This is a genomic window from Ochrobactrum sp. RH2CCR150, from assembly GCA_014138095.1.
GTDB classification, from domain to species: Bacteria; Pseudomonadota; Alphaproteobacteria; order Rhizobiales; family Rhizobiaceae; genus Brucella; species Brucella gambitense.
In genome coordinates, this window is the sequence record JACGXE010000023.1 from 1 (window position 1) to 20,041 (window position 20,041).

Sequence of the window (20,041 nt, forward strand, 5' to 3'; positions counted from 1 at the left end):
GCAGCGTCGCCGCCCTCGTTGTGGCGCTATATAGGCCCCCAACTCTCAAACTGTCAACGCCTAGATCAATAAAAATCCAGTTTTCTTTTCCACAGCCAATATGGTGTCTTTTAACGTAAAATCAACCGACGAAACCTGTCGATTCGAACAGTTGCGACAAACATATGACAATCAAGCACATACCGTATCGCATTGCCGTTGACGGCGGTGGAACCGGATGCAGGGCAATCCTGACGGACGGAGCCGGGAACATTCTGGGCCGCGCCACCGGCGGGCCAGCCAATATCGGCGCTGATACGCCGACTGCACTCGCGCATATAATAGAAGCCGCAGAACGGGCCGCCGTGAATGCCGGGCTCGACATTGCAGTATTAAGTGAAGCGCGGGCAGTGCTGGGTCTCGCCGGAGCCAACTCGCTGGCCAACCGCGAAGCGCATTATAATGCACTACCTTTCGGGAAGGTCAGGATCGTGTCGGATGCGGTCACCGCGCTGCAAGGCGCGCTCGGCGATGGCGACGGCGTAATGATCATTGTCGGAACCGGCTCGGCCTTTATCAAGCGAACGGGCGAGACCATTGAGATTGTCGGCGGGCGCGGCTTTATGCTCAGCGACCATGCGGGCGGCGCGCGGTTGGGGCGCGAGCTATTGGAAGAGGCGCTGCTCGTTGCGGATGGCATGGCTGCGCGCAGTGAGCTGATCGACGCTGCACTGGCACAGTTTAATAGTGATGCACGTGAGATCACCGCCTTTTCACGCAACGCGACCGCCGCCGACTATGCCGCCTTTGCTCCGTTGGTGTTCGAATGGGCGATGGAAGGTGATCCTGTCGGCCTTTCGATCACAGAGCGGGCCTGCGATTCCATCCGTCGCGGACTGGACCGCTTAGGCGTCGAGGCGCTTGGACGCTTCAGCATGACTGGCGGGCTGGCGAATACCTATGCCGCGCTGCCCTGTTTGCCACACCGCGCACTTTATAAGCCGCCACTTGGCGATGCCTTGCAAGGCGCGTTGGCGCTAGCCTTGCGGGACGGCCAATAAGATGAGCCGGCTGGGCGAAAAGACTTGTCGCAGCTCGGTTTAGCCGCTACGCTTTTTATCTGAAAGTCTCGCAGGGGTGGCATGCTTACCAAGAAAGGCAAATACGGCCTGAAAGCCATGGTTCATCTGGCCGGAATAGCCGATGGACAACTGGCCTCAGCCAGTGAGATCGCCGAAAAGCATCATATTCCGCGAAAGTTCCTCGACAATATTTTCACCGAGCTACGCAATGCCGGTTTCGTCGTCAGCCGCAAAGGCAAGGGCGGCGGATTTTGTCTGGCGCGTCCGGCCAATGAAATTGCCATCGGCAATATCATTCGTGCGCTTGATGGCGCGCTGGCTCCCATCGCCTGCGCAAGCAAGACCGACTATCACCCTTGCGACGACTGCGACGAAGAAGAATGCGAAGTGCGCCTGATGATGCTGGATGTGCGTGAGGCCATTGCCAATGTGCTCGACCACCGCACGCTTGCCGACAGCAAGGCGCTCGCCTCGCTGTCGGAATAGCATTTTAATTCAAGCCGCGACCGACCAGTTCGGGAACGGATCGGTCAGGTCCGACCAGCGTTCCGGCGCAAATGTCTCATCTTCGATCAGACATGTATCCAGTTCGGCTGTCAGCGCTTCCTCGCACATCGGATCGACGCCGATGAAGACGATCTCCTGACGACGATCGCCCCAGACCTTGTGGAAGTACGGCTCCATCGCGCTCGTCCAGCCCGGCTCGGTTGGCCAATAGTTCTTCGGCACCGCCGACCACCAGCGCCCGCGCTTGTTTGTACGCACCAATGCGCCGGCCTGACTGATCTCGCCGACATAATCCGGCTGGGTCGCCAGCCAGAAGAAGCCCTTGGCCCGCACCACGCCCGGCCAGCTCTTATCGAGAAACGACTGGAACTTTGTTGGGTCAAAAGGCCGACGTGCACGGTAGACAAAGGAGCGAACACCATATTCCTCGCTTTCCGGCACATGATCGTTGAAGCCGTAAAGCTCCTTGTACCAAAGCGGATGTTCGTGTGCCTTGTTGAAGTCGAACAGGCGCGTATCCAATATGGCATCCAGCGGAACCTGCCCGAAATCAACCTCTTCGATACGCGCATCGGGGTTCAGCGAATGAATGACCTTGCGGGCCAGATCCCGTTCTTCGGGCGACGCGGTCGAAACCTTGTTCAGCACCACCACATCGGCAAACTCGATCTGCTCGACCAGAAGATCGACGAGGGTCCGCTCATCTTCATCGCCCAGCGACTCACCCCGGTCGCGCAGAAAATCGTTCGACGCATAGTCTTTCAGCAGATTGGCCGCATCCACGACCGTCACCATCGTGTCGAGCCGCGCCACATCGGCCAGGCTCTTGTCCTGCTCGTCGCGAAACTCGAAGGTCGCCGCCACAGGCAGCGGCTCCGAAATGCCGGTCGATTCGATCAGGAGATAATCGAAGCGCCCTTGCTCAGCCAGTTGCGAAACTTCCTTCAAAAGATCGTCGCGCAGCGTGCAGCAGATGCAGCCATTGGTCATTTCCACCAGCTGCTCTTCGGTGCGTGAGAGATTGGCACCCCCTTCGCGCACCAGCGAGGCATCGATATTGATCTCGCTCATATCGTTGACGATAACCGCTACACGGCGATTCTCACGATTGTTGAGCACGTGATTGAGAAGCGTCGTCTTGCCAGCGCCAAGGAAACCGGAGAGGACTGTGACTGGGAGCCGTTTTCTCATAACATCGTCCTTTTAATGTTATATCATTACATTTGAAGTGTAAAAAATTGGCGGCAGCGCCGCCATTGACGGATTATCTTGCGCCGGGCCACCCGAGGGATGGCCCGGCGCCGTTGCGGTTGCAAACGCTTTAGGAAGGGGCAGCAACCGCAGCTATTACGAGGACAGGCAAGTTTTCAGCGAATCCGCCAGATTGTGGATCAGCTGCGGATAAAGATCGGGGCCGTCCTTCAATTCTGCACCGAGCGGATCCAGAACGCCGGTCTTGGCATCCGTTCCATCGATAACCGTATTGACGAGCTTCGGTTCGAACTGCGGTTCGGAGAACACGCAGGCCACATTGAGCGACTTGATCTTGTCGTGGATCTCCTGAATGCGGGCAGCACCTGGAGCCTTTTCCGGGCTGACTGTGATGGAACCGGCAGCGTTCACACCGAAGCGATTTTCAAAATACTGATAGGCATCGTGGAACACGACAAATGGCTTGTCCTTCACCGGCTGCAATTCCGTCACGATGTCCTTGGTCAGCGCGTCCAGCTTTTCGGCATAGGTCTTCGCGTTCTGCTCATATTGTGCGGCATGGGCCGGATCACTCTCGCTCAGCACCTTGGCAATGTTGGTGACCAGCACCTTACCGTTTTCCGGATCGAGCCAGAAATGCAGATCATATTCGCCGTGGTGATGGTGGTGTTCGTGCGCGCCTTCGCCCGCTTCGGCAGCGTGATCGTGACCAGCTTCCGCCTCCTTCTTGTCGCCGTCATCATGCCCATGGGCATGGTCGTGGCCTTCATGGGAGTGGCCTTCGCCCGCTTCCGAATGACCTTCGCCCTCATGGCCATGATCATGCGCCTCGAACGGACCACCTTCGCGGAATTTCAGCCGGGTGAGCCCTTCTGATTCACCGAGCGCGACAACCTTGGCGCCTTCGCCCAACGTATCAATGGGCTTGTCGAGGAAGGTTTCCATCGACGGCCCAGCCCAGAAGATCACCTTGGCATGTTCGATGGCCTCGGCATCCGAAGGCTTGAGGCTATAAACATGTTCCGAACCCGCGCCCTGCACGATCAGCTTCGGCTCGCCGACGCCCTGCATGACAGCAGAAACAAGCGAATGGAGCGGCTTGATCGAAACGACGACGCCGTCTCGTTCTGCGGCAAAGGCGCTGCCGCCAAGACCGGTGAGAAATGCGGAGGCGAGCAGCAGGGAACGCAAATGTTTCATGTTATCTCTCTTGAATGAGCGGGGATGAGCATCATATTCGATGATATGTTATTTTATTACGTCAGTTGCGTTATGCTATAACGTCTGCCATAAGGTCAAGCAACCCTTTTTTGGAGAAATTCACCCCGGCTTTTTTTGGCGATATCGCATTCATCCTGAAATTGCTGTCCTGTGCGACAGCATGGGCGGGTGGATTTCATAATCGGGATATGGCGTGTCGCACCGCCCGAAAAAGACGCTGGGAAAAAGTCCGAACGGTGGACGATCCTTTGGAATGCGCTTTAAGCGAAATGAAGATGCAGGCAGCGAAAGCCCCGATTGCAATGGCCAGAAAGAATACAATCCCCGCCAGCCAGGCCTCCGGTCAGGCGCGGGAAACGCTCATTGAACTGAAAAACGCGGGTGTTTATCGCGACGGGCGCTGGCTTGTGCGCAATGTCGATCTAAAGGTCGAGCGCGGCGAGATCGTCACGCTCATTGGGCCGAATGGCGCGGGCAAAAGCACCGCGGCCAAGATGGCGCTGCGCATTCTCAAGCCCGACGAAGGCGAAATCATCCACAAGTCCGGCCTGCGCATCGGCTATGTCCCGCAGAAGATCAATATCGACCGCACCCTGCCGCTTTCGGTGGAACGTCTGCTGACGCTGACTGGCCCATTGAGCAAGCAGGAAATCGCTGCGGCGCTTGAGGTGGTCGGCATCCCGCATCTTCTGAAAGCGGAGACGGCCCATCTTTCCGGCGGGGAATTCCAGCGCGCCTTGATGGCGCGGGCACTGGCGCGAAAGCCGGATATCATGGTGCTAGACGAACCTGTGCAGGGCGTGGATTTTTCCGGCGAGGCCGCGCTTTATGAACTGATTGCGCGGCTCCGCGACGAGACCGGCTGCGGCGTGCTGCTGATTTCGCATGATCTGCATCTCGTCATGGCGGCGACCGACCGGGTCATCTGCCTCAACGGTCATGTCTGTTGCAGCGGAACCCCGCGCGACGTAACAGCAAGCCCGGAATATATGCGCCTGTTCGGCAGTCGCGCCGTTGGACCGCTCGCCGTTTATGAGCATCACCATGATCATACGCATCTGCCTGACGGGCGCGTGCTGCACAGCGACGGTTCGGTGACGGATCATTGCCATGCAGAGGATGGCCATCATCACGAGCACGAGCACGAGCACGAGCACGAGCACGAGCACGAGCATCACCAACATCATCATGGGGAAGGTGTACACCGTGCTTGACGATTTTTTCACCCGCGCCTTGATTGCCGGTATCGGCCTGGCGCTGACGACCGGGCCTCTCGGCTGCTTCATCGTCTGGCGGCGGATGGCTTATTTCGGTGACACCATGGCCCATTCCGCCTTGCTTGGTGTGGCGCTGGCGCTCATTTTCGATATCAATCTGATGATCGGCGTCTTCGCTGTGTCGGTTGCGATTTCCGCGATTCTGCTGCTTTTGCAGCGCCGCCACACATTGTCGGCGGATTCGCTGCTCGGCATCCTGTCCCATGCCACCCTGTCGCTCGGTCTGGTGATCGTTGCCTTCATGACATGGGTTCGCGTCGATCTGCTTTCCTTCCTGTTCGGCGATCTTCTGGCCGTTTCGCGCATGGATATCGTCTATATCTATGCCGGCGGCGCATTCGTGCTCGCTGTGCTGGCCTGGTTGTGGCGGCCCATGCTGGCCGCGACCGTTAGCGAAGATATCGCACGGGCCGAAGGCATGAACCCCGCCGTCTCGCGCGTCATTTTCATGCTGCTTCTGGCAATCGTCATTGCCATTGCGATGAAGATTGTCGGCATTCTGCTGATCACGTCGCTGCTGATCATACCGGCTGCGACATCCCGCCGTTTCGCGTCCACGCCTGAGCAAATGGCGGTGCTTTCATCGCTGATCGGCGCGGCAGGCGTTGTCGGCGGGCTTTATGGCTCCATCCATTTCGACACGCCGTCGGGCCCTTCCATCGTGGTCGCGGCGCTTGCCATTTTCATTTTCAGCCTTCTGCCCTTACATAAGAGAGCTGAGGCCACACCTGAACGGACTGCTGAACAATGAGCACGCATCACCATCATCACACGCAACAGGATCTGACCCGCAACCAGACCCTCGTTTTCGATGTTCTGTCCAAGGCGGAAGGGCCGCTCAGCGCCTATACTATACTCGACCAGCTGCGGGATGACGGCTTTCGCGCGCCGCTTCAGGTCTATCGTGCACTGGAAAAGCTGCTCGATTACGGGCTCATTCATCGGCTCGAAAGCCTGAACGCTTTCGTCGCCTGCGCGCATCCGCAATGCCATCAGCAGGGTCTCGTCGCCTTTGCGATCTGCGAGAAGTGCGGTCAGGTGACTGAGTTTTCCGATGCGGCGATTGAAAATCTCGTCAGCGCCTGGAGCCTGCAAAACGGTTTCAAGTCGCGCAAAACGACGCTCGAACTGCGCGGCCTGTGCCAGGCCTGCGGCGATCACTGAAGCTAAGGAACTCCTAGTTCAAGGATAATATCCCCCGAAATGCCCGATATTCAAGGAGAAACGCGAACAAGGAGGAGTATCCAGTGGCGTGATAACGCGAAGTTGCCTTTGGTTTGGGATTGCTGACTTTTCTGAATGATTCCAAGCGCTCGTCCGAACTGCGACGCAGCAGGGGTAAAGACGTTTCGTAGCGGTCATGTCGGCTTTCGAAGCCTTTCGGGTCACTCGCGGGAGATGTAGTCCCTCTAACCCGCCAGACGGGCCTCGTGACTGGGCGGCGGGTGTCGCGATGACGATCGCAATAAAGTCGCGCAATTGTAAATTCTGTCTAGTTTTCGAGGAACGAATGCCAGATGTCATTCAACTTGAAGAGGGCCGAAGCGCGTTTGGTTTGAATAGCCAAGGCTACGACAATGCACGGCCCGACTATCCGCCGCGGATATATGAGATTTTGCGTGAGCACTGTCCAGCCTTGCCATCTGCTAGAATTTTCGAGATTGGTGCGGGGACGGGACAGGCTACAGCACCCTTGCTTGCCTTGGGCTCCACAATGACGGCTATCGAACCTGACGCTCGACTAGCTGCCGTTCTGGGCGCACGGCTGAGGCACTACAACCAATCATTCACCATCCTACAAACTTCATTCGAAGAATGCTCGCTTCCTTCCGGCGGATTCGATCTCGGCGTCGCCGCCACGGCTTTTCACTGGTTCCGGCAGGATAGCGCACTCGCAAAGGTCTTCCGGCTTTTGCGAGCAGGGGGAATGTGGGCCATGTGGTGGACGGTCTTTGGTGACCCTGCCGATATGGACCCATTCCAGCGTCGAACCCAGACGCTTTTCCGAGGGTTAAGCCGCAGCCCTTCTCACGCGGTGGGTTCGAGTCGGCCATTTGCGCTCAATAGAGATGTGCGGATAGCCGAGTTGCAAGCGGCAGGTTTCAATAATGTCACGTATGAAGAAATCAGATGGAGCACCACGCTAACGACCCGACAGGTCGTTGACCTAACGGCGACTTTCTCGCCGGTTTCTCGGCTGCCTGAAGCGGAGCGCACGCGCTTCTTAAATGATATTCAACGCATCGCGGACGCGGAATTCAGTGGAATGGTGCCCCGCAACTTTGTGACGGCGATCTACCTAGGGCGCAAACCTGAAACATTGTCGGAAGTATCCTGACTTTTGCGCCAGTGCGGCGTTGATGCCTAAACGGATAGCCTTCCACCCTTTTCATCAAATTTCCACGTTGAGCCTTAGCCATAGGACGTATGGAATTCCGCCAGTGAAACTTTAAAAGTAACGCTTCGGAAATCGAAATCTGCTAAAAATACCTAGTTCAGGGGATTAGTGGGTAAGATTTTCATATGGCGCGCATGAAGTCGCCGCAGGAGCGGCGCAGGGAAGAAAGACAAAGGACGAGGTTACGTTCGGGGAAACTGATAGATCTGGACGGGCAGTTTATCGTTGAGTGCCAGTTCAGCGACTTGTCCCCCCATGGCGCCAAGCTGAGAACCATGGAAACCCCGACCTTGCCCGACAGATTCTGGCTGTTCGACGATTATTACAAGCGCGCCCTTCTGGCCCGCATCGCCTGGCGCAACGGCCGGGAAATCGGCGTCGAGCTGATCACCGATCCGACCGTCACACCGCTGGACAGCGAACGGCTGGCGCAGCTTGGCGGAAAATACTATTCGCTGTGAGCCGTCTGCCCATCATTGATATTGGCATTGGCCTGCTTTCCGGGCGTCTGATTGGCCGGGGCGGTTGATGTCGGCTCGCCGCGCATGTTCATTGCGCGGATTTCTTCAGCAGAAATATAGTTGAACTGCTCGACCAGCAGGTCCTTGATCACCGGCTCCGGGAAACGCGCATTCAGATCTGAGATGATCGAGGCGCGAACATCCTCAAACTGCACTTTCTCAACCTCTTTCGTATCCGAATAGCTGCCGTAGAACTTGCGGAAAATCTCGTCGCTGATGAACAGCTCCAGCGGCACGCTCAGCTTCTTGCGGATATTCGAATCGACCGTATAGACGAGTTGCGCCACGACATAGCCCGCGACACCGCCATTGGAGATGATCGGCACGCTCATCACGTCCGTCTTGACGTAATCCACGCCGCCGAAGCCGCCAACGGCGGCCTGCGCCTCACCGGACGATGCCGCGTTCTGACGGGTCGCCATGAACAGCGACCCGAAAGCGACAGCGCAAATCCACAAGCCAATGACGAAAATGCGGATCATCGCGCGTGACCGAGCCTCGCGCTCTGCATGGAATAGGTGCCGTCGGCTTCCTGTGTTTCCAATGCGCCGCGGATCACATCGGCAAGCTCGCCGACCGCGCGCAGATGCAGCTGCAACGCTTCGCAGTTCTTCTCAAGCTTCTGCTTCAGGCTGTCGAGCAGGGGCTGCAAGCCTTTCAGCGATGCAGGCTCGGCCAGACCGGCAGCCTTCTTGATAGCCTTGTTGAAATCATAGAGACCACGGCTTTTGCGCGAATTGATTTCAGCGAGATCGGGATTGCCGCCTTCCATGAGAAGGCGCGTTTCGGTCTCGATGACGTCCTCAAGACGCTGGATGGCGCGAACAACCGGCTTCAAAGTCGGGTTTTGCACCGGTTCCATCGCCAGTTCCTGGTGGGCCAGATCATGCACCTGTTCGCTCGCCTGGGCGAGAACCAGCGATTCTTCCGGCGGCAGGCTGGTTTCAGAGCTTGTCTCGGTCATTTCAAGGTTCCTCAATTTCGGGGGACGTCGCGTTGCGCTCTGCGGCATTTATCGTTCAGCCGCGCGCACTATCCGCGTCGTCGTTTTTCTCAAGCTGCTTTTGGATGAGCGTGCGTTCGAACCCGTGTATCAGATCGTTCGAAACCGCATTGTTGCTCATAGTCTCTCCCAGATTGTTGATCACATCTCCTAATGCTGCAGTGGTCGGCGCATCTGCCCGCCCTTTGCGCGCCGCCTGCTCCTCAAGCAGTCTGGCAATGCCGACACCGCCGACATCCGCCATCTTGTTCGCCATGGCTTCCGCCATCATCGACTTCCAGTAATCGCCCGCTATGCCCTTGCCGAAGGTCGCTGTCGTGTCACTGGTGAACATCGACTGCACAAAGGATTGCAGCATGAAGGCCTCGAATTTCCGATAGGCCGGATTGATCGTATTCTGTGCGTCGGGTCGCATGGTCACGCCCGCCGAAAGACTGTCGGAAAAGCTGGCGAAATTATCCCGTGTCAGTCCTGTCACGGAAGACGCCGTCGCCTGCATGGTGCCGGAGACCGACTTCAACCGTTCCGCCGCCATGCGATAGGCCTGCGGATCGGCCGCGCGGGCTACATCCATCACCAGATCTGACGGCGGGTTGATCGCCATGCAAAGTTTCCTTCTTCATCCTATGAGTGCACCATAATGGGTCAAACTTGACTGAAACTTGTGGGTGAGTTCAGCGTGGCCCGGACGGCGTTTTCGTGGTTTTCCGGCTAACAAATTCTTCGATCAGACTGGCCAATTCATGCCGATCCAGCTCGTTTTTGGCCTCTACCAGCCGGTCTTCCAGCAATTCAACCCGCCGTTGTTCCTTCAAAAGCGCGCTGCGTTCCGATTCGAGCTTTGATTCGAGCGCCATCGATTCGACTGCGTTTGCGCCAAGACGCCTGATGAGCAGCGACGGATCGATATCGAAGACGGCGCCGTCATAGCGCCGGTCCTGCATGGCGATGAGCGCCAGACGCTCTTCTTCCAGCGCGAGCTTGCGGGCATTGGAAACGGCAAGCGCCGATTCGAGCCGGGCGCTGCCCAGCTTCTGCAAATCGATCAGCTTTTTCAGATTGCGTGTGTTGGTCTGGGCCATGGCCACCTCAAAACAAAGCGCGCATTTGCGTGGCGGTTTCGTTCGTGAAGAAGCGCAGGAGTTCCGGTAGGATGAAATAGATCACCAGCAACCCGCCCCCCAGCACGAAAGGCATCGACACGAAGTAAATCGGGATCGACGGCGTCAGCTTGTTGACCAGACCGACCGCGAAATTGACCAGAATCGCAAAGACGATGAATGGCGCTGCGATTCGCAACGTCGCCATGAAGGCCGACGACAGCGCATCGGTAAAATCGATCATCGCCGCATCAGGCCGGAATCGCCCGTCCACCGGAATGGCCGTATAGGAATTGAGCAACGCGCGCAGAATTTCCAGATGCATGTCGGTGACGAAGAACAGCAGCAGCGCACTGAATGTCACGATGGTCGCAAGCGTTGCCTGCGGCTCCGATTCGGTAATCGCATCGGCGGGTGAGCCGCTAAAGCCAATGGCCATCGCCATGGTGTTGGCCATGAATTGCAGCGCCCAGAAATAGATATGCGCCAGAATGCCAATCACCGCGCCGACAAACATCTCGCTCGCCATCAGGCGAAACAGCGTCCACGGCGCGCCGCCATCAACGGCGGTGACAATGCGCGACAAAACCAGCGGCAGCACCGCGAAAGAGCACGCCAGCGCGATGAAGAGCCGGACCTGCAAGGGAATACGCGCGCTCGAAATCCCCGGCATCAGCATCAGGCATGCGCCGACCCGGCAGAACGCCAGAACGGCTGCCAGAATGATATCGTTGAGCGGCAGTTGCGCGATCGGCACTCAGGCCCCTTTCCGCGTATCAATCAATAACTATCCCCTCGTCCTTCAATCCTGTGATCCTTCGATCCTTCGAGACGGTTCCCTTCGCTGCGCTCAGGGCACCTCCTCAGGATGAGGGGGAAGTCTGGCTCCCCTCCCCCTCATCCTGAGGAGCCCCTCCGAGCTTGGCGAAGGAGGGGCATCTCGAAGGATCGAGGGGTCGAGGGAATCGAAAAACCTAACCTATGAGATCGCGCCGAGCGATTTCACTTCCACACCACGCGCGATTTCGACATGCGACAGCACCGGCAAGGTTGCGAACAGGCGCTCGATGATCATCCGGATATAGGGCCGCGCTTCCGGCGACGACACGAGGACGAATCGCTCGCCATTGTCGAAATGCTTGCGAATGACGGTCGATGCTTCCGTGCCAAACTGTTCCAGCAGGCGTGGGTCGATATCGAACTCGACGATTTCACCCTTGGCGTCACGCTTGAGGCTCTGGTGGAACACCAGATCCCAGCGATTGCCGAGACGCAGCACATTGAGCACACCATTATCGGAAAGATCGCCGCAGATTTGCTGCGCCATACGCATGCGTACATGTTCGACAATCATTTCCGGACGGCGCACCAACGGTGCGATTTCCGCAATGGCTTCGAGAATGAGATGCAGGTTGCGGATCGACACGCGCTCGGCCAGCAGAAGCTTCAGCACAGCCTGCAAACCGGAGTAGGAGATATGCGCCGGGCTGATATCCTCGACCAGCTTGCGATATTCCGGCCCCAGACGATCCAGCAGAATGCGCATATCCTTGTAGGACAGGAGCTGGGCCAGATTGTTGCGCACAATTTCGCTGAGATGGGTGAGCAGGACGGACAGATTATCAACCGTCATATAGCCGTCCCGGCGCAAATCCGAAGCGAAGGTTTCCGGCACCGAATAGGCGCGCATACCGAAGGCCGGCTCGCGCGTTTCCTCGCCGGGGATCGACGGTATCGGACGCTCGCCCAGCACCACCAGAATTTCACCAACGCGCAGTTCATGGCTGGCCACCGAGGTGCCATGAATCTTGATCCGGTAGCTTTTGGGCGGCAGGGCAAGATCGTCGGTGACCTTGATCTCGGGAATGACGAAGCCGTATTCCTGCGCGAATTTGCGGCGCATCTTGTTAACGCGATGCGCCAACTCCTGCTGCGAAGCCATCAGGCGTGCGGAAAGCTGCTTGCCGAGGCAAAGTTCAATCTGGCTGGTTTCCAGCGATGCCTTGACGGAATTGCGTTCCTGATCCTCGGCCTCGCGCTGCTTCTTGCCCGCTTCGGCGGCTTCCGCCTCGCGCTGGCGTGCCTGACGGCGGGGCACGGCAATGCCGACAAAAGCCATCGCGCCGCCCAGCATGAAGAATGGAAACGCCGGAAGGCCCGGCATGATGCCCAGAACGAACAGCAGCATCGACGCTACCAGAAGCGCCTTTGGATAAGCGCCAAGCTGGCCGAAAATCGCCTGATCGGCAGAGCCGCGCGTGCCGCCCTTCGACACCAGAAGACCGGCGGCGAGCGAAACGATAAGGGCAGGAATCTGCGTGACGAGACCGTCACCGACCGACAGCTTGGTGAAGACGTCAGCCGCGTGGGAAATGTTCATGTCATGGCGGGTAACGCCGATGATGATACCGCCGAAAATATTGACGGCAGTGATGATCAGACCGGCAATGGCATCGCCGCGCACGAATTTCGAGGCACCGTCCATCGAACCGAAGAACGAGCTTTCTTCTTCCAGTTCGCGGCGGCGGCGCTGCGCTTCCTTTTCATCGATCAGGCCCGACGAAAGATCGGCATCGATGGCCATCTGCTTGCCGGGAATGGCGTCGAGGGTGAAGCGTGCGCCCACTTCTGCGATACGCGTCGCACCCTTGGTGATGACGAGGAAGTTGACGATAATCAGGATACAGAAAACAACGAGACCAATGACGAAATCGCCGCCCATCACGAATTGCGAGAAGCCGTGAATCACATGGCCCGCGGCGAGATAGCCTTCGTTGCCGTGAGTGAGAATCACACGCGTCGTCGCAATATTGAGCGAGAGGCGCATCATGGTCGCGATCAGCAGGACGGTCGGAAAGGCCGAGAAATCGAGCGGCCGCTGAATCCACAGCGCCACCATCAGAATCAACACCGAAAAAGCGATGGAAAAGGCCAGACCGATATCCAGCACCATCGCTGGAACGGGCAGGAAAAGCACCGTCAGGATGATGATCATGCCTGCCGCCAGGCCCATATCGCTGCCGGTCAGAAATCCGCTTTTTATGAAGGGTTTAGCCGTTGCCTGCTGCACGTCCGTCTCCTGTTACGAAGCGGACCTTAGCTTGCGAAGCTTGCGCGAAACCTGAAAGGAGGAGAGTTAGAGCATTTCCAGCAAAAGTGCGTAGCGGTTTTGCGTAGGATAATGCGTAAAAACAAATAGATAGAGCGGTTCCCCGATTCCATTTTAACCGGAACCGCTCTAGAATCCCTTTTCGATGCGCGAATAGACGAGCAGCGTAAAGGAATTGATCTGCGCGCCGACAAAAGGCGCGGTTACCGCCAGCACGACGAAAATGACGACGATCTTCGGAACGAAGGTCAGGGTCATTTCCTGCACCTGCGTCAGAGCCTGAAAAAGCGCGATGCTGATACCGACAAGCATGGCGGCAAGAACCGCCGGGCCGCTGGCCATCAGCACGGTCCACACCGCCGAGTTGACGATATCCAGCGCATCAGCTTCGTTCACCAGGATCGTCCTTAGCTAACTTTGACGCCCTGGCCGATGGTGACGGTCTGCCCGTCTTCCAGCTCGGCGAGCATGCCCGACTGCTGGATCGTGACCGATTTCACCACGCCCGAGATTTTGCCATCGGCACTGGTCACCGTGCGACCGATCCAGCCTTCGGCCTGTGTCAGCGACGAGTTGGCGATCAGCGTTTCCAGCTTGGAATTCATCTGCACGGACTGCTCGACGCCGGAAAAGGTCGCGAGCTGCGAGACATATTGCGTCGCGTCCATCGGCTGGGTCGGGTCCTGATTCTTCATCTGGGCCACGAGCAGCTTGAGAAACGAGTTGTAATCGACGTCCGCCTTCGCAGCCGAGCTGGCGCTCGACGAATTATTGGTGTTGTTCGTCGTATTGGTGACCGGCGTTGTCGTGGTCATAGGCTTGTCTCCCTAGCCTGTGCTGCATTCTCAACTGGCGGCATGACGCTCTGTTCCGGCATCAGCTCCGCCTCGCGCGGATATTGCGCGCGGATCGTTTTCAATGCTTCGAAAACGCGCCCGTTATGCACCAGCTCATCAACGATCTTCAGCGCGTTCAGGATTTCCGGATCGGAGAACGCTTTGAACATGCCTTTCAGCATTTGCGCAAAAGTCTGGCGCGCCTGATCGCGCAGGGATGGCTCGATGAGCATCATCTGCGCCGCGAAATAAAGCTGGCGCAGCGGCGTCGTCGTCTGGTCCGGCTGGAGCACATGGTTTTCCAGAAGGAACGTCGCATCGTTGAGCAGTTCCAGCGATACCTTGCGGTCGGCTTTCAGCACAGCGCCGTTAATATAGATTTTCTCACCCGCCCGAAGCGACAGGCGGATTGCCGATTTGCCATTGACTGCCATCTCAGAGACCGTCCCGGATCGACCGCGTGATCTCGATCAGCGTATCGAAATCGTTGCTTTCACCCTGGCGGATGCGCTCGATTTCCTTGAGCACGAAAATGCCGACGGAGATGATTGCGGCCTTCAGCTCTTTCGGCAGCGCGTTTTCTTCCGATCCCAGATCATCGATGATCGTGGTCCAGAGACGCATTGTGAAATAACCGGCGTCGATGGCTTCGCGCGAACCGGCGCCATTGGCCTTGGCTGCTGCGAGCATGTCGATCGAACGGTCGAAAAGCATCCGTTCGCGTTCCTTGGCGCTCGCCATATCGTCATTCATGACATCTTCGTAGCGCAACTGATACATGTCGTCTCCGCTTTTGAGCATCATCTGCGCGGGTCGCCTCATGCTACCGCCGTTATGATGTTGCCCGCTTTATTTCAAATAGTTGAGCAGGCTCATGTTCTGGAGCTGAACCGTCAGCTGATACGAGGTTTCAATCTGCGTCTTCAGATTGTTGACGCGGGTTGCCGCCTCATAAGGGTCGACTTCCTCAAGATTGAGAACCGACTGGTTCAGGATCTTCTGCTGCGCTGTGATACGCGTCACCGCCTGCGAGGTGCGCGACTGTGCAAGGCCAAGCGACGTCTGCTCGGATGTGGTCTCGGCAATGGCCTGCGTCGTCGTCTGCATGGCGTGGCCGGTCAGCGCCTGAAAGGCCGAATTGTTGAGACCTATGGTCGAAAACTCGGCCATCATCGTCAGCGACATGATGGTCTTGCGGAAACCGTCGGCATTGGCGCTGATCGAGGTATCGGCGGTCTCGGTCGGCGAAATGCGGCTCTTGATCACCGTATCCGATGCGTCGGACCAGTTGGCAGCCCAATTGGCATCGTTGAACTGGTCGGCAAAATCGCCTTCCAGAAACGCGGACATCTGGTCGGCAGTGATATTGGCGACCTGTGGATCGTCGACGCCGAAACCGAAATGCGCCTGGAAGGCGTCGCGGATAGCGGTCTGCGCTGTGCCGCCATCAGTATAGTCGGCAATCGGCTTCACATCGGTATTGACGCCGGAATAGATATATTCGCCGTTATAGCTCGTATTGAGCAGGCCGGTGACGCTGTTGAGGATCGAACGCGCCGATGCGGCAATCGTCGCGCCGCTTTCGCTGGTGCTGGTTGCGCCGGTCAGGTTGGCGAGGAAGTCCTGCGTGTTCCCGATGATCGAGCTTGTTGCGGTCTGCGTCGTCGTCATCCGCTGCTGCACGAGATTGTTCATGTCCAGCAAAACGGTCAGCCGGTCATATTCCTTGCGCAAGGAAACGCTCTGGCCGGATTTCGTGCCAAGCGAAAGCCCGACATCGAAGACGGTTCCCGTCGTCGCTTCCTGCTGGGCCTTGACCAGATCAGCCTTGCCCTTGCTGACAAGCGCCCGAAGGGCGGAAGCTGCACCGTAGTTGGAAACTGATTGCGCTTTCATGAGCCTCACACCGCCGCGAGCAAATCGTCGAGCATCGAACTGACCGTCGTCAGCACGCGGCTCGATGCCTGATAGGAATGTTCCAGATCGAGGAGCAGCGCCATTTCGGTATCGATATTGACACCATTGGCGTTGGACATGGCCTGATCGGCCTGCGTCGCTACAGTCTGGTTGTAGGTATATTCGTTGTTGGCCGTCTTGCGCTTGCCTTCAAGCCAGCTGACCGAAGACGATCCGTAGTCGATCAGGCCCGTATTGGACTTGAGACCGGCCGCAGCGTCGAAGCTGAATGGCGTCGAAAACGCTTCATTGAGCGCGAGCAGACGGCCTGTGAAACCGGCGGCGTTTTCCGCATTATAGACGTAGTCGGCGCCATTTGCGCCGCCGTCGCGCAGATAATTCGGGCTGCCGCCCTGCGAGGTGACGAATGCGGACGATACCTTGATCGACCCTGCAATCCCCGACGTCAGGCTTGCGCCCGGTGCCGCTGGCGAACCGGACCAGCTGAAGAGGCCGGTCTTATCCGCGCCGCCATTACCGGACTGATCCGATTCGGAAAACATGGAGACGAGGCCGCGCGCAATCTCATCGAGCTGCATCTGATATTGCGACGCAACCTGATCACGCAATTGCAGAAGCCCGCTGAGACGGCCCGTGCCATAGGGCTGGTCGAACGTATCGTGGCTGAGTGGCACGCCATCCACCAGCACGGCATTGCCAGCCGTACCGGCAGTCAGGCTGCCTGACGGTGCGAAGGTCACCGTGCGCGCCGTGGTTTCAAACAGCGTCACGCCATTATCGGCGAAGATCACCATGTCGTTGTCGCCGCGCGTCATGGTGGTGATGCCGAGTTCGCCCGAGATCTGCTTCAGGAGCGCATCGCGCTGATCCAGTGCGTCCGACACGTCGCGCCCGGCGCGCGTGCCGCTGATGACATCCTTGTTGACCTGTTCGAACTTGGATAGAAGATCGTTGATATTGGCGACCGACACCGCGATTTCGCTATCAGCATCCTCACGCAGTGACTGCACCTGCTTGGTGCCGTCGTTCAGCGCATTGGCGAGAGCCTGCGCCGTGGACACAACGCTGTCGCCGAGCGACGAATTGGACGGCGAGGCCGAATAGGTCTGGAGAGCATCGCGCAGATCGCCCATCAGAGCCGATGGCGAGCCCGAATAATTGTCTGCCGAATAAATCGACGAAAGGCGGTCGAGACCGCTTGCGAGAGCCGACGAAGAGGCCGCCGTGCTGTTGGACTGGATGAAGCGATTGAACAGCGCCTCGTCCGCCGAGCGGGTGACATTCACATAAAGAGAGCCGTAAGGCCCTGAAACGAGGGAAGCGGTGCGCCGCGAATAGTCGGGATCGTTCACGCCTGCAATATTGCGCGAAACGACCGAGGTCTGCTTGGACGTCGCCGCAAGCGAGCTTTTGGCCGTCGATAGAGCAGAACTGAGTGACATCCTTTTCCCCTCATAAACAAAACAGAGCGTTTGCGGGAAGGTTGGGCTTCCCGCAAACGCTTAACTTATCTCTTCAGATTGACCAGAACATCCATCAGTTCTGAGCCGGTCTGGAAGACTTTCGAATTGGCCGTATAGCTGCGCTGGGCTTCGATCATATCGGTCAGCTCCTGCGCGATATCGGCGTTTGATTCCTCAAGCGAACCGGACATGATCTTGCCCATGCCATCGCTCTGCGGATAACCGGTCGTGACCGCACCCGATGCGGCGCTTGGCGAAAACACGTTACCGCTCACCACCGTCATGCGGTCGGGGCTTGCCACGGTTGCCAGCGGCAAACGATAGAGCACCTGCTGCGAGCCGTTTTCGTAAATCGCGACGACCGAACCGTCCGCGCCCACGTCGACGCTTTGCAGCGAAGACGGTGCCTGACCGTTGATGGTGGCCTGCGAGATCGTGTAGCTGCCTGTACGTGCCGTCGATGCGCCGAGATTGAGGTCCAGCGTACCGCCATTGTAGCCGGTCAGATCGACCGAAACGTTGCCGCCGGAAACCACTGCACCCGTTACTGGATCAAAGGTCAGCGTGCCGGTGCCGATTTCGACATTGTCGGCAGCGTTCTTGACCGAGACCGACCAGGTGTCATCCGCATTCTTGGTGAAATAGACGTCGAGCTTAACCGCCTCACCGGCATTGTTGTAGGAGATCAGCGAGGTCTTGTGGTTATAGTCGCCAGCCGTTGCAGGCGGCGTATCAGTCGTCGGCAGGTTGACCGTGAACGTACCGTCCGTGCTGCCGATTGCCGTCAGATCGGGCGCATTGACATTGACGATCGAAAGGCCGTTGAGGTCCGGCGCGACATTGCCGTCAGCCGAACCGAGCAGGTAATAACCAGCCGTATTGACCAGATTGCCATCCTTGTCGGGCACGAACGATCCCGCGCGCGTCAGATAGGTCGCGCCGTCCGCGCCCTGCACGAGGAAGTAGCCGTTGCCGTCAATGGCAAGGTCGGTCGTCGACGATGTGGAACGGATGCCGCCCTGATCCGAAATACCATAACGCACCGAGGTCAGCACGCTGCCGGAATTGTACTGGCCGCCACTGCTCGGCAGAACAAGCGACGAAAACTGCGTTTCAGCGCGCTTGTACCCGATCGTGCTCGCATTCGCGATATTGTCCGCGACAGCCGAGAGACGGTTTGCCTGAGCATTCATGCCCGAAACACCCGTCCGCATCATACCGTAGAGACTCATTGCCAGCTCCTGACATTTCTAGCCGAGAATTTTAGAACTTGTTACGATTCTAACGTGCCATGCTTGCGTGAAGCTGTAGCGTCGCGAGATTTTTGTTTTTTACTGGGACGCTGCCCAGCTTTTGAGAGACCGGAATCTGGCTCTAAACTGCGGCTCGGACACTGACCGGGAACGGGGAACTCAAAACCTGGAACAAGCAAACCATTCAAAGAACGAATGGGGCACTACTCGATGCTGATGCAGTAGCCGAGGAAGCGCTTGGAATCGATCGGATCGAAGCCAAGCTGCTCGCGCAACTTCTTGCGCAGCTTGCTGATGTGGCTTTCCACGACGTTTTCTTCGACTTCACTGTCGAAGATGCCGTAGATCGCGCCGAAAATCTGCGCCTTGTTGATGCGGCGACCGCGATTGGCAATCAGATATTCCAGAATGCGGCGCTCGCGGCGTGGCAGCGGAAAATCGACGCCGTTGATCTGCGGATCACGTCCATCGGAGAAAACACGGATGGGGCCAAGATCAGTGCCGGTTTCCGCAACGCTCTGCGCGCCAGCCGCGCGGCGGCGGATCGCATTGATGCGGGCAAGAATTTCGCGCACATGGATCGGCTTGCGCACAACATCGTCAACCCCGGATTGAAAAAGCTCCAGCGTATGCTCGAGCGAGGGACGATCGTTGAGGGCGATGACGGGGGCCTTGCAGCGTTCACGAATTCGGGCGGGAAGACGATGCTGGGTTGCGCATTCGCCAATGAGGAACGCTTCGACGGCCATAATATCCTGCCGCGGAACGGTCTCTACCCATTCGTCGAAATCCGCCGGTGTGAAGCCCGTCGTCGTGATGCCTTCACGGCCAAACCATGAGGCATAGCCTTCAGTGACAATATCTCTGTCATCCACGACGACAATCATCGGCCCGCCTTCCGAATCAATATGTTAGCCCAAGCAAGACAGAGGTAACTGGCGGAGTGACTCGGCGACAATGGCAAGAAATTGCCCGCAATAAATTGGGAGGCATTTTAGCATTATCTAATTTATGAAGAATCGTGCAGATTGCATTGCACCTGGGGAGGATAGCGAGCCGACCCTTAACGACGCGTTAACGGCTCACGATCTTTTACGATTCATTACAAGGGCTTAATTATTACTAACCTAAATTAGTCCCCAATCTGAAAGACAATCCCTGAT

23 protein-coding genes are annotated in these 20,041 nt (G+C 57.6%); 7 read left to right on the forward strand and 16 right to left on the reverse strand.

Translation table 11 applies throughout. The features are described 5' to 3' along the window. The first annotated feature begins 164 nt into the window (after nt 1–164). Nucleotides 165–1,040 carry a BadF/BadG/BcrA/BcrD ATPase family protein gene (locus tag FHW03_RS24520; protein WP_182523046.1) on the forward strand — a complete coding sequence of 292 codons (876 nt, stop codon included), beginning with the start codon at nt 165–167 and terminating at the stop codon, nt 1,038–1,040. Nucleotides 1,041–1,121: 81 nt separating this feature from the next. Further along, nucleotides 1,122–1,547, forward strand: coding sequence for an Rrf2 family transcriptional regulator (locus tag FHW03_RS24525; RefSeq protein ID WP_138787317.1), 426 nt, complete (start codon nt 1,122–1,124; stop codon nt 1,545–1,547). A 9-nt stretch (nt 1,548–1,556) separates the two neighbouring features. On the opposite strand, the gene zigA is transcribed toward FHW03_RS24525, so the two are convergent. Together zigA and znuA are read right to left on the reverse strand one after the other, a co-directional pair. Further along, nucleotides 1,557–2,759 carry a zinc metallochaperone GTPase ZigA gene (gene zigA / locus FHW03_RS24530; RefSeq protein WP_182523047.1) on the reverse strand — a complete coding sequence of 401 codons (1,203 nt, stop codon included), beginning with the start codon at nt 2,757–2,759 and terminating at the stop codon, nt 1,557–1,559. A 156-nt stretch (nt 2,760–2,915) separates the two neighbouring features. Continuing rightward, nucleotides 2,916–3,980 carry a zinc ABC transporter substrate-binding protein ZnuA gene (gene znuA, locus FHW03_RS24535; RefSeq protein ID WP_182523048.1) on the reverse strand — a complete coding sequence of 355 codons (1,065 nt, stop codon included), beginning with the start codon at nt 3,978–3,980 and terminating at the stop codon, nt 2,916–2,918. Nucleotides 3,981–4,303: 323 nt separating this feature from the next. On the opposite strand from znuA, the gene FHW03_RS24540 reads away from it, so the two are divergent. The 5 genes from FHW03_RS24540 (at nt 4,304) to FHW03_RS24560 (ending at nt 8,137) form a co-directional block, all read left to right on the forward strand. Continuing rightward, on the forward strand, nt 4,304–5,215 hold the full coding sequence (locus FHW03_RS24540) for a metal ABC transporter ATP-binding protein (protein WP_182523090.1): 912 nt from the start codon (nt 4,304–4,306) through the stop codon (nt 5,213–5,215). Next, nucleotides 5,190–6,029, forward strand: a complete 840-nt coding sequence (gene znuB, locus FHW03_RS24545) for a zinc ABC transporter permease subunit ZnuB (protein ID WP_182523049.1) — start codon at nt 5,190–5,192, stop codon at nt 6,027–6,029. The genes FHW03_RS24540 and znuB overlap by 26 nt, the downstream gene beginning before the upstream one ends. Continuing rightward, nucleotides 6,026–6,442, forward strand: a complete 417-nt coding sequence (locus FHW03_RS24550) for a Fur family transcriptional regulator (RefSeq protein ID WP_182523050.1) — start codon at nt 6,026–6,028, stop codon at nt 6,440–6,442. The genes znuB and FHW03_RS24550 overlap by 4 nt, the downstream gene beginning before the upstream one ends. A 289-nt stretch (nt 6,443–6,731) precedes the next feature. After that, nucleotides 6,732–7,616, forward strand: coding sequence for a class I SAM-dependent methyltransferase (locus tag FHW03_RS24555; RefSeq protein WP_182523051.1), 885 nt, complete (start codon nt 6,732–6,734; stop codon nt 7,614–7,616). A gap of 185 nt (nt 7,617–7,801) precedes the next feature. Next, nucleotides 7,802–8,137: a PilZ domain-containing protein gene (locus tag FHW03_RS24560; protein WP_078340886.1), complete on the forward strand. Its 336-nt coding sequence runs from the start codon at nt 7,802–7,804 to the stop codon at nt 8,135–8,137. On the opposite strand, the gene FHW03_RS24565 is transcribed toward FHW03_RS24560, so the two are convergent. The 14 genes from FHW03_RS24565 to ftcR form a co-directional block, all read right to left on the reverse strand. Then, entirely contained in the window at nt 8,125–8,679 is a 555-nt protein-coding gene (locus FHW03_RS24565) for a hypothetical protein (protein ID WP_182523052.1), read from the reverse strand. The two genes, FHW03_RS24560 and FHW03_RS24565, sit on opposite strands and share 13 nt — an antisense overlap. Further along, nucleotides 8,676–9,161: a flagellar protein FlgN gene (locus tag FHW03_RS24570; RefSeq protein ID WP_182523053.1), complete on the reverse strand. Its 486-nt coding sequence runs from the start codon at nt 9,159–9,161 to the stop codon at nt 8,676–8,678. Before FHW03_RS24570 ends, FHW03_RS24565 begins: the two co-directional genes overlap by 4 nt. 55 nt (nt 9,162–9,216) lie before the next feature. Then, the gene (locus tag FHW03_RS24575) at nt 9,217–9,804 is read right to left on the reverse strand and encodes a rod-binding protein (RefSeq protein ID WP_182523054.1); all 588 of its coding nucleotides are present in this window, start codon (nt 9,802–9,804) and stop codon (nt 9,217–9,219) included. A 70-nt stretch (nt 9,805–9,874) separates the two neighbouring features. Continuing rightward, nucleotides 9,875–10,282: a hypothetical protein gene (locus tag FHW03_RS24580; RefSeq protein WP_182523055.1), complete on the reverse strand. Its 408-nt coding sequence runs from the start codon at nt 10,280–10,282 to the stop codon at nt 9,875–9,877. Nucleotides 10,283–10,289: 7 nt separating this feature from the next. Beyond that, nucleotides 10,290–11,057, reverse strand: a complete 768-nt coding sequence (gene fliR / locus FHW03_RS24585) for a flagellar biosynthetic protein FliR (protein WP_182523056.1) — start codon at nt 11,055–11,057, stop codon at nt 10,290–10,292. Nucleotides 11,058–11,279: 222 nt separating this feature from the next. After that, nucleotides 11,280–13,370, reverse strand: coding sequence for a flagellar biosynthesis protein FlhA (flhA, locus tag FHW03_RS24590; RefSeq protein WP_182523057.1), 2,091 nt, complete (start codon nt 13,368–13,370; stop codon nt 11,280–11,282). A 168-nt stretch (nt 13,371–13,538) separates the two neighbouring features. Then, nucleotides 13,539–13,805 carry a flagellar biosynthesis protein FliQ gene (fliQ, locus tag FHW03_RS24595; protein ID WP_182523058.1) on the reverse strand — a complete coding sequence of 89 codons (267 nt, stop codon included), beginning with the start codon at nt 13,803–13,805 and terminating at the stop codon, nt 13,539–13,541. Between the two features lie 11 nt (nt 13,806–13,816). Beyond that, nucleotides 13,817–14,224 carry a flagellar hook assembly protein FlgD gene (gene flgD / locus FHW03_RS24600; RefSeq protein ID WP_182523059.1) on the reverse strand — a complete coding sequence of 136 codons (408 nt, stop codon included), beginning with the start codon at nt 14,222–14,224 and terminating at the stop codon, nt 13,817–13,819. Further along, nucleotides 14,221–14,679, reverse strand: a complete 459-nt coding sequence (gene flbT / locus FHW03_RS24605) for a flagellar biosynthesis repressor FlbT (RefSeq protein ID WP_182523060.1) — start codon at nt 14,677–14,679, stop codon at nt 14,221–14,223. The genes flgD and flbT overlap by 4 nt, the downstream gene beginning before the upstream one ends. Nucleotide 14,680: 1 nt before the next feature. Beyond that, nucleotides 14,681–15,025 (reverse strand): flagellar biosynthesis regulator FlaF, encoded by a 345-nt coding sequence (flaF, locus tag FHW03_RS24610; protein ID WP_182523091.1) that lies wholly within the window; start codon nt 15,023–15,025, stop codon nt 14,681–14,683. A gap of 69 nt (nt 15,026–15,094) precedes the next feature. Beyond that, nucleotides 15,095–16,141 (reverse strand): flagellar hook-associated family protein, encoded by a 1,047-nt coding sequence (locus FHW03_RS24615; protein ID WP_182523061.1) that lies wholly within the window; start codon nt 16,139–16,141, stop codon nt 15,095–15,097. 5 nt (nt 16,142–16,146) lie between these two features. Continuing rightward, nucleotides 16,147–17,604 carry a flagellar hook-associated protein FlgK gene (flgK, locus tag FHW03_RS24620; protein ID WP_182523062.1) on the reverse strand — a complete coding sequence of 486 codons (1,458 nt, stop codon included), beginning with the start codon at nt 17,602–17,604 and terminating at the stop codon, nt 16,147–16,149. 65 nt (nt 17,605–17,669) lie between these two features. Beyond that, nucleotides 17,670–18,857: a flagellar hook protein FlgE gene (locus FHW03_RS24625; RefSeq protein WP_182523063.1), complete on the reverse strand. Its 1,188-nt coding sequence runs from the start codon at nt 18,855–18,857 to the stop codon at nt 17,670–17,672. 224 nt (nt 18,858–19,081) lie between these two features. Next, nucleotides 19,082–19,765: a flagellar transcriptional regulator FtcR gene (ftcR, locus tag FHW03_RS24630; RefSeq protein ID WP_182523064.1), complete on the reverse strand. Its 684-nt coding sequence runs from the start codon at nt 19,763–19,765 to the stop codon at nt 19,082–19,084. Nucleotides 19,766–20,041 lie beyond the last annotated feature (276 nt).